At 53.1% G+C, this 8,057-nt stretch carries 9 protein-coding genes; 3 read left to right on the top strand and 6 right to left on the bottom strand.

Features of this window, described 5'->3' with window-relative positions; genetic code table 11:
* From ADK28_RS29545 to ADK28_RS00225, 6 genes are all read right to left on the bottom strand, one after another.
* Nucleotides 1-766, bottom strand: a 766-nt coding sequence (locus ADK28_RS29545) for an E2/UBC family protein (protein ID WP_275452762.1), incomplete at its 3' end; no start/stop codon positions are given.
* 67 nt (nucleotides 767-833) lie between these two features.
* Complete coding sequence (locus tag ADK28_RS29540) at nucleotides 834-1,988, bottom strand: hypothetical protein (RefSeq protein ID WP_075202020.1); 1,155 nt, start codon at nucleotides 1,986-1,988, stop codon at nucleotides 834-836.
* 16 nt (nucleotides 1,989-2,004) lie between these two features.
* A complete protein-coding gene (locus ADK28_RS00240; protein WP_225372713.1) occupies nucleotides 2,005-2,379 on the bottom strand; it encodes a hypothetical protein in 375 nt (124 codons plus the stop codon).
* Nucleotides 2,380-2,915: 536 nt separating this feature from the next.
* Nucleotides 2,916-3,908: a hypothetical protein gene (locus ADK28_RS00235; RefSeq protein WP_048794585.1), complete on the bottom strand. Its 993-nt coding sequence runs from the start codon at nucleotides 3,906-3,908 to the stop codon at nucleotides 2,916-2,918.
* Nucleotides 3,909-3,937: 29 nt separating this feature from the next.
* A complete protein-coding gene (locus ADK28_RS00230) occupies nucleotides 3,938-4,909 on the bottom strand; it encodes an aldo/keto reductase (protein ID WP_048794584.1) in 972 nt (323 codons plus the stop codon).
* 12 nt (nucleotides 4,910-4,921) lie between these two features.
* A complete protein-coding gene (locus tag ADK28_RS00225; protein ID WP_042706786.1) occupies nucleotides 4,922-5,722 on the bottom strand; it encodes an SDR family NAD(P)-dependent oxidoreductase in 801 nt (266 codons plus the stop codon).
* A gap of 106 nt (nucleotides 5,723-5,828) precedes the next feature.
* Here ADK28_RS00225 and ADK28_RS00220 point away from each other — a divergent pair, with 106 nt between their 5' ends.
* From ADK28_RS00220 to ADK28_RS00210, 3 genes are all read left to right on the top strand, one after another.
* Complete coding sequence (locus tag ADK28_RS00220) at nucleotides 5,829-6,722, top strand: LysR family transcriptional regulator (protein ID WP_033641283.1); 894 nt, start codon at nucleotides 5,829-5,831, stop codon at nucleotides 6,720-6,722.
* 417 nt (nucleotides 6,723-7,139) lie between these two features.
* On the top strand, nucleotides 7,140-7,457 hold the full coding sequence (locus tag ADK28_RS00215) for a PTS sugar transporter subunit IIB (RefSeq protein ID WP_004932561.1): 318 nt from the start codon (nucleotides 7,140-7,142) through the stop codon (nucleotides 7,455-7,457).
* 12 nt (nucleotides 7,458-7,469) lie between these two features.
* Nucleotides 7,470-8,057 (top strand): PTS transporter subunit EIIC (locus tag ADK28_RS00210; protein WP_048794583.1); only part of this gene is annotated, 588 nt, incomplete at its 3' end.

Here is an 8,057-nt window from a genome sequence, read left to right as displayed (position 1 = left end):
TCATCCCAGAAGGAGTTGGGAATGAAATTAGAATTATTGGCTTGACATTGAACATATTAGCACAAGATCTTAAGATCAATTCAATAGTGCTTTCTGAATCTTCCTGTTGCTGATTTATTAGTTCAAAAAAATCCCTTGCAGTTTTGGGATACTGACTCGGATACCAGGCTTCATCGAAGAATATCAATGGGATTGAAATTATTTTAGAGAGTTGCTGTTGCCTTATTCGCTTATCTTTTGAATTACTTTCATCCGATTCTAATGGCAATATTTTTTGGTTTTCCAACCAGTTAATTAATTCTTTTTGTGTGTCAGAATATATTACTCCAAATTTCCGAGTCCGATAACCGAAAACCAACCTTGTGTTTTTATTTGTTAGATCACACAGGCTTATAAGTCGATCTATTTTATTACATTGATAAATCCAATAGTTCTGGAACTCATCAATAAAATCCTCATTTAAATCTCCATTTATTCCTTTTCTTAGCATTAGTATAGCATCGTTTAGTAAATCGACTGCATAGGTCATATCATTATGATCGATGATATAACTGTCAGGCCAAACACATAACTTGCCATTTTTTTCTAAGTGCGGGAGTTGGCAAACATCAATTTTAGGTGAGGAAATAAACACATCTGGAATGTCAAATTGACTAAGAGTTTTGTATCTTAGTTGCAATACAATAGGTTCATTACTAAATTCTAAATCAGTTGGTAACTCCCAAGCGCAAGCATATCTATTATCGAATTTTATTAATTCATTCATAGAAAGCTTCCTTGCACCATAAGGTGCAAGGATTGTGCTCAACTGATCTATCTTTTTTTTAAGACAATCAGGCATAACCACCACCACCTTGTCTATTTACTGCGGCACTTGATGATTCAGCCATGCCTAATGCAGATGCTGCAATTTTCTTAATACCATTATCTGAAATTTCAATTTCTAACGGAATATTCTCTCCATTCTTTTTATGGTCCGATACACATAAAAATTGACCTTGTACATTATCAACAATATTTTCGTATTCTTTTTTTGCTCGATATGATGGGGGATCATTAGCATCATCTGAAATAGGATCTGAACTTGCAATTATAAATGCATTTTGTTTTGCTCGGTTGAATACTTCCATCGCCAGTTCGGAGGTTTTTGCTTCATCTCCTTTACCGCTTGAACTATCATGCGATAAAGATCGCCAAGAGCAATGATGTGGGGTTTGTAGTATATCGTAATCAAGCCACGACATATTGTAATTTTTAAACAGGCGGTTACGGACACCTTCCCAACAAACAACTTCCGCATCACCACCACTTAAAAAGAATGCTGTTTTATTATCGCCTTTTAACTCAAAATTGATAATTACACTTGAATGATTCTTACCTAACTTATCTTCATCCTCATCCAAATCTTTTTTTGGTGATGGTGCAAGCAAATGAGCTTCAAAATTGTATGAATATGCACCATTAATTAGTCGAGTTGTATTATCAAGTTGCAGTACAATATTAGGGATATCATCAGTTTTACCATTTTCATCTTCACCTAAGACTAAAACTTGATTACCGACACCATCTAAATATCGTTTTTCTTTGTAAAGATTAACTCTTCGTTTTACTTCTGAATTAAGATCTCTTGCATCTTGGACTAAATTATGATTTTGTGCATGGTGTCGCCTAAATACTATCGGACTGGACCAGATTTCATTAATAAAGATTTTATCTGACCTTTCACTCCAGTCTTCGGGTTTGCCTAAATGGAAGTGCTCAGAAATTCCAGAACAATGATCTTTATCGGGATGAGACCAAATAAATAGGTGGATAAATAATCTACCTTTCTCATCACGATCCAGCTTTTCTCTTAACTGAGAAAGAACATCAGGGTGTTCCTTCCCTTTTCTTATGTGGCAATCGATTAAAATATTTTGCCCATCTTCCGTTTGGATGAGGGTCATATCCCCATTACCAACGGGGAAGAAACATATCTTTGCAGACATATTATATCCTTATTAATTATTTCTGATCGGTATTATCTCCCGATCTTGCTGTGCGAGATTTCTCAATCCCAAAAATAGCCATACCTACATCTTCGATTTTGCCAACGAATTTATCTACATTCAAGCCAGCAAAGAAGGCAAATGCCATATATCCATAATCGCCACCACTACCGTTTTGTGATGCATCTAACACTATCAAACCCGCTTTAAGGAACAGGTAGGCCACAACACCACAGATACCACTAACGATAGGTCTCAACACATACCAAACATGCCAGCGTTCATCCCAGCAGTTCCTAACACATTTGTTAAGATACACTCCACGGATACAGTAAAGAGTTCCACCAAGGATACCTATCAACCCACAACGGATCATAAGCTTCTTACTCATGATCCATTCAGGAAACACATCCCCCTTTACTAACCCGGCATACACAAGGACAACAAGTAAGAGTAGGAAGAAGAGATAACAGATTATCCGTTTCATATGTAGCCTATAGGTAACTTTTTAAGTGAATTTTCATGTTTAGTCATTTTAGATCATGTTCTTAGATTATCCATGAAAGTACTGCTGCATCATCGGCGTGTGCGAATCGAGTTTATCGGTGCTATTCATGCGATTATTTTTCCAATCCATTGAATGTAAAGGGAACTGTGATTTTCATTGTCGTCATTCGCTATCACATTGTTTCAGCAGGCGTCGCCCCATTCAGCGCTTGGCGGGCGGCGCAAATCAAATCATCAAAACGCCAAACGGCGCGCTCAAACCCGAGGTTTGCACAGACGCTTATACTAGCCCAGCGGGCAATCGGCTGTCACAGGTAAAAATGGGAAGTGCTGCGCAAGGCCGGTTTGCAACGAAGCGAGATTGTCGTTCGCCTGCGGGCAACAACGCAAGTGTTGCCGCCCGCAGTGGTGGTGGAGAGGTTATTGCGCGGCGGTGAGAGGCAAGGGCAGTTGATAGAGGCGGAAACTGTCGGGCACTTCGGTTTCATGGCCGGGCAGCAGGCGGTGGCGGATGCGCGACTCGCTGACGAAGGCGCAGCCTTGCGGAGTGATAGTGAGGTTGACCGGCGATTCCATGCCTTCGCGCAAGACCTCAATCCGGTGCGTGCCTGCCGCCTTGGGAGACGGGATCCGCAGGATCCGCCCCTGCCCGCTTTGGATCCCATTCTCCAGCACAATCAGTGCGCCGTCCGGCGCCAATCCCATCCCGTCCGGGTTTTCAATCAGGCGCGGCAGCCGCATTTCCGTCAGCTGCGGCTTTGGAGCGTTATAACTGAGGGTGTAGAGCTTACCGGTGCCGAAATTGGCGACTGCCATCAGCCGGTCGTCGAGCAGCACGATCCCGGCGGCCCCCAGCCCGCTGGGGGCCGCTAGTTGCGGATCCTGATATAGCGTACGGAATGCCGCTTCGCCTGGCCGCAGGCGCAGGATGCCGCCGCCGCGGGTTTCCGTCACATACACCGTACCGTCTGCGCCGAGCACGATATCGTTGCCCATTTCTCCCGCCGGCAGCGCCAGGCTGCGGTTGAGCGTGCCGTCCGCGACGTTCAGCGCATAGATGCGGTTGGCGCGCGTTTTGCCGCCGGAGAGAAAGTCCGGCGAGTTGCCCCACAGCAGCCCGCGCCGTTCGTCCAGCCGTAGCGCGTTTGAGGCGAACACCGTGTCGGCGCCGGGGAAAAAGGTTTCCCACGCTTGACCCGGCCGCTTGCGCAGCACGTTGCCGCTGGTGATCAGGCCGACATACAGCGTACCGTCCGTCGCGCGGGCGATGCCGTTGGGGTAAAGCGCGCCAGGCGGCAGCGTCATGCTGCTTTCTGTGCAGTCTGCGCTGGCGGCGGCCTGCGCCGGAGCGCTAAGGGTGAATGCGGCAGCGAGGGCGAGCAACGCCGCTCGCGCGGTAACAGCGTATGACATGTTTATCTCCGGGAATGGGGGAAAGGGGGCTACCAGCGCTCAGGGCGGGCAGCGTGCGCCATTGGCGCCTCCAGCGCGGCCACGTCTTCCGGTGATAGCCTGAGCTCGAGCGCCGCCAGCGCATCCTGCAGATGGTGCGGCTTGGACATGCCCACCAGCGGCGACGCCACGCCGGGTTTGGCCAACAGCCAGGCCAGCGCGATTTGCGCCGGTGGAACGCCGCGCGCGGCCGCCACCTCCGCGACCGCCGCGACGGTGCGTTCTACCTCGTTTCTGCCGCCGTACCAACGGGGCGCCTGCTCGTCGGTGGCGGCGCGCAGCGTGCCGCCGCTGCCGGAGCCGGCCAGCACGCCGCGGGCCAGCGGCGACCAGGGCGTCAGACCAAGCCCCTCCTCCAGGCACAGCGGGATCAGCTCCTCTTCATCTTCACGCGTCACCAGGTTGTATTGGCTTTGCAGCGAAATAAACGGCGCCAGGCGGTGCTGACGTTGAAAGGCCAGCATTTTCATCAGGCGCCAGGCGTGCAGCGAGGAGGCGCCGAGATAGCGGATCTTGCCCGCCCGCACCAGGCCGTCGAGGGTGTCGGCGGTTTCTTCGAGCGGCGTTTCGGTGTCGAAGCGGTGCAGCACGAACAGATCGAGGTAATCCGTTCCCAGCCGCTGCAAGGAGGCGTCGACGCTGTGCAGCAGGTGCTTGCGCGAGAGCCCCCGGCTGTTCGGCTGCGCGTCGATTGGAAAATAGGCCTTGGTGGCGATCACCACGTCTTCACGGCGGGCAAACGCCTTCAGCGCGCGGCCGAGAATGCGCTCGCTTTCTCCGCCGGAGTAAATGTTGGCGGTATCGAAAAAATTGATGCCCGCTTCCAGCGCCTCGCGGATAAAGGGGCGCGCTTCGTCTTCCTTCAGCACCCAGGGCCGCCAGGCCGGATCGCCGTAGGTCATGCAACCCAGACAGAGGCGAGACACTTTCAGGCCACTGTCGCCAAGCCGAACGTAGTTCATGGCCTCGTCTCCTCAACGCATGCCGGCGATGGTGTAACCGCCGTCCACCAGCAGGCTTTGGCCGGTGATGAAGCGGGCTTCGTCCGTCGCCAGCCACAGCGCCACATCGCCGATGTCTTCCGATTCGCCCAGGCGGCCGGCGGGCGTGTGGGCGATAAAGGGCGCGAAGGCCGCGCTGTCAGCCACGCTGCTGCGCGCCATCGGCGTGTCGATGATGCCGGGGTTGATGTTGTTGACGCGGATGCCCTGGCCGCTGTATTCGAGCGCCACTGCGCGGATCATCGCATCGAGCGCGCCCTTGCTGGCGGAGTAGCTGGATGAGCCGGCCAGCGCGCCGTGGGTCAGCCAGGAGGAGGTGTTGATGATCACGCCGCCCGAGCGCTGAGCCAGAAAGGTTTCAATCTCGTATTTCATCGCCAGCCAGACGCCTCTGAGGTTAATGGCGATTACCCGGTCAAAATCCTCGCTGCTCTGTTCGGTGATGGGGGCGAAGTTGCCGATGATGCCGGCGTTGTTGAAGGCGACGTCGAGCCGGCCGTAATGGGCGGTCACCGTGGCGATCAGTTGGCGGATATCGTCTTCCTCGGAGACGTCGGCCACGATGGGCAGGGCGTCGCCGCCGGCCAGCGCGATGTCGCGCGCCGTGGCTTCGATTTCCGCCGCGCGTCGGCCGGCCAGCGCGACTTTGGCGCCTTCGCGGGCATAGGCCAGCGCGGCGGCGCGGCCGATGCCGGTGCCGCCGCCGCTCACCAGTACGACTTTGCCCGCCAGACGGCGCGGCGTTTCATGAGTTGGAGCTGTAGCATTAATCATCGTATCGATACCTGGTAATGGGGTCGATCGCAATGCTATGTTGTTAGGTGACAGATAACTATCCGCTAAAAATTCATCTCACTATTAGATAATTTATATCAATAGCATGAAAAAGCCTGAACTGTCCGGCCTGGCGGCCTTTGTGGCTATCGCCAGTGAACGCAGCTTCCGCCGCGCCGCCGCCCGATTGGGCGTGACGCCGCCGACGCTCACCCACACCCTGCGCGAATTGGAAGCGCAGGTGGGCATTCGCCTGCTGAATCGCACCACCCGCAACGTCTCGCCGACGGAGGCCGGAGAGCATCTGCTGGCGCAGTTGGTGCCGGCTTTTACCGACATCGACGCCGCGCTGGAGAGCCTGAATGCGTTTCGCGCAGGGCCGCGAGGCCTGGTGCGCATCAACGCGCCGCGTTCGGCCATCGAGCTCGCCATCGTGCCGCATCTGGGGCGGTTGGCCTGCGAGTACCCCGGCATTACGCTGGAAGTGGTGGCGGACGAGGGGTTCGCCAACATTGTCGAGCAGGGCTTTGACGCCGGCATTAGGCTCGGCGAGGATCTGCACAACGATATGCGCGCGGTGCGTCTGACGCCGGATCTGCGTTTCGCCATCGTCGCCACGCCGGATTATTTTCAACGGCACGGCGAGCCGACGCACCCGCAGGATTTGCTGCAGCACCGCTGCATCGGTTGGCGTAAGGCCTCATCGGGCGAGCGCTACAAATGGGCATTTCAGCAGGGCGAGCAGCGGTTTTCCGTGGCGGTTAACAGCCCGTTGATACTCGATGACGGCAGGATGATGGTGCAGGCGGCGCTGGCGCACGTCGGCATCGCTTTCGCCATCGAACAAGAAGTAGAAGAACACCTGGCGAGCGGGCGGCTGCGGCGGGTGTTGACCGACTGGTGCGCGCCGTTTACCGGTTTTTACCTCTATTATCCCAACCGCAGGAATCATTCCGTGGCGCTGAGCACGGTGATCGAGTTGCTGCGTCTGCCCACCTAATCCTCTTCACCGGCTCTCGCGTTCGGATGGCCGTAGGTGAATCAAGCTTGAACTATTTTTATTCCCTTTTCGTTTGTTCAGGCGCAAATAAACCCTTAAATTCTCGGTGAGTTTGTAACTTGCTGTTTATAATTGTTATTTGAATATTTATTGCGAATATTCCGAGTTTTTATCGGTTATTTGAGAGCCCGGTCACACTATTTTTTTGTGCGAAATGTGAAGGGGGTCAATCCGTCAGGTCAATGAGAGACGGTTATGTCTCCTCCTGGCTTACCGATCCGTTTTTCATGCTCCGTATACTGTCCGTAACCAGGGCAACGTGACGGAAATTTTCATAAGGAATGTGCGTGAAGCAATCGTGATTGCATCTGGCATACAAATAACACGGGGTTTTTTTGATTATCTGAGGTGCTTGGTATGGAAAAGAAAAAAATCTATCTGTTTTGTTCTGCCGGTATGTCCACTTCCCTGTTGGTATCAAAAATGAAGGCGCAGGCCGAAAAATATGAAGTGCCGGTGATCATCGCCGCCTATCCGGAAGCGCTGGCTGCGGAGAAAGGCGTTGAGGCGGATCTGATCCTGCTGGGGCCGCAGATCGCCTACACCTTGCCGGAAGTGCAAAAACAGCTGCCCAATAAACCCGTTGAGGTCATCGATCCGCTGCTGTACGGCAAGGTCGATGGGCTGGGCGTGCTGAAGGCCGCGGTGGCCGCCATCAAGAAAGCCAATCAATAACAGGAGGCCGCCGTGAATACCCTCATTGCCTCGCTCGAGAAGGTTATCCTGCCTTTCGCCGTAAAAATCGGTAAGCAGCCCCACGTCAACGCCATCAAGAATGGCTTTATCCGCCTGATGCCGCTGACCTTGACCGGGGCGATGTTCGTGTTGATCAACAACGTGTTTCTGAGCTTCGGCGAAGGATCGTTCTTCTATTCTCTGGGCGTAAGGTTAGATGCCTCTACCATAGAGACGCTGAATAGTCTGAAGAGCATCGGCGGCAGCGTTTATAACGGCACGCTGGGGATCATGTCCCTGATGACGCCGTTCTTTATCAGCATGGCGTTGGCGGAAGAGCGCAAGGTCGATCCGCTCGCTTCGGCGCTGCTGGCGGTGGCGGCCTTTATGACCGTCACGCCGTTCAATGTCGGCGAGGCCTATGCGGTGGGGGCCAACTGGTTGGGCGGCGCCAACATCATTTCCGGTATGGTGATCGGGCTGGCGGTGGCCGAGATGTTTGCCTTCATCGTGCGGCGCAACTGGGTGATTAGCCTGCCGGACAGCGTGCCGGCCTCGGTGTCGCGTTCCTTCTCGGCGCTGATCCCCGGTTTCATCATC

The sequence above is a fragment of the Serratia sp. 506_PEND genome, assembly GCF_001076875.1.
Classification (GTDB): domain Bacteria; phylum Pseudomonadota; class Gammaproteobacteria; order Enterobacterales; family Enterobacteriaceae; genus Serratia; species Serratia marcescens.
This window is presented reverse-complemented; position numbering and strand designations above follow the sequence as displayed.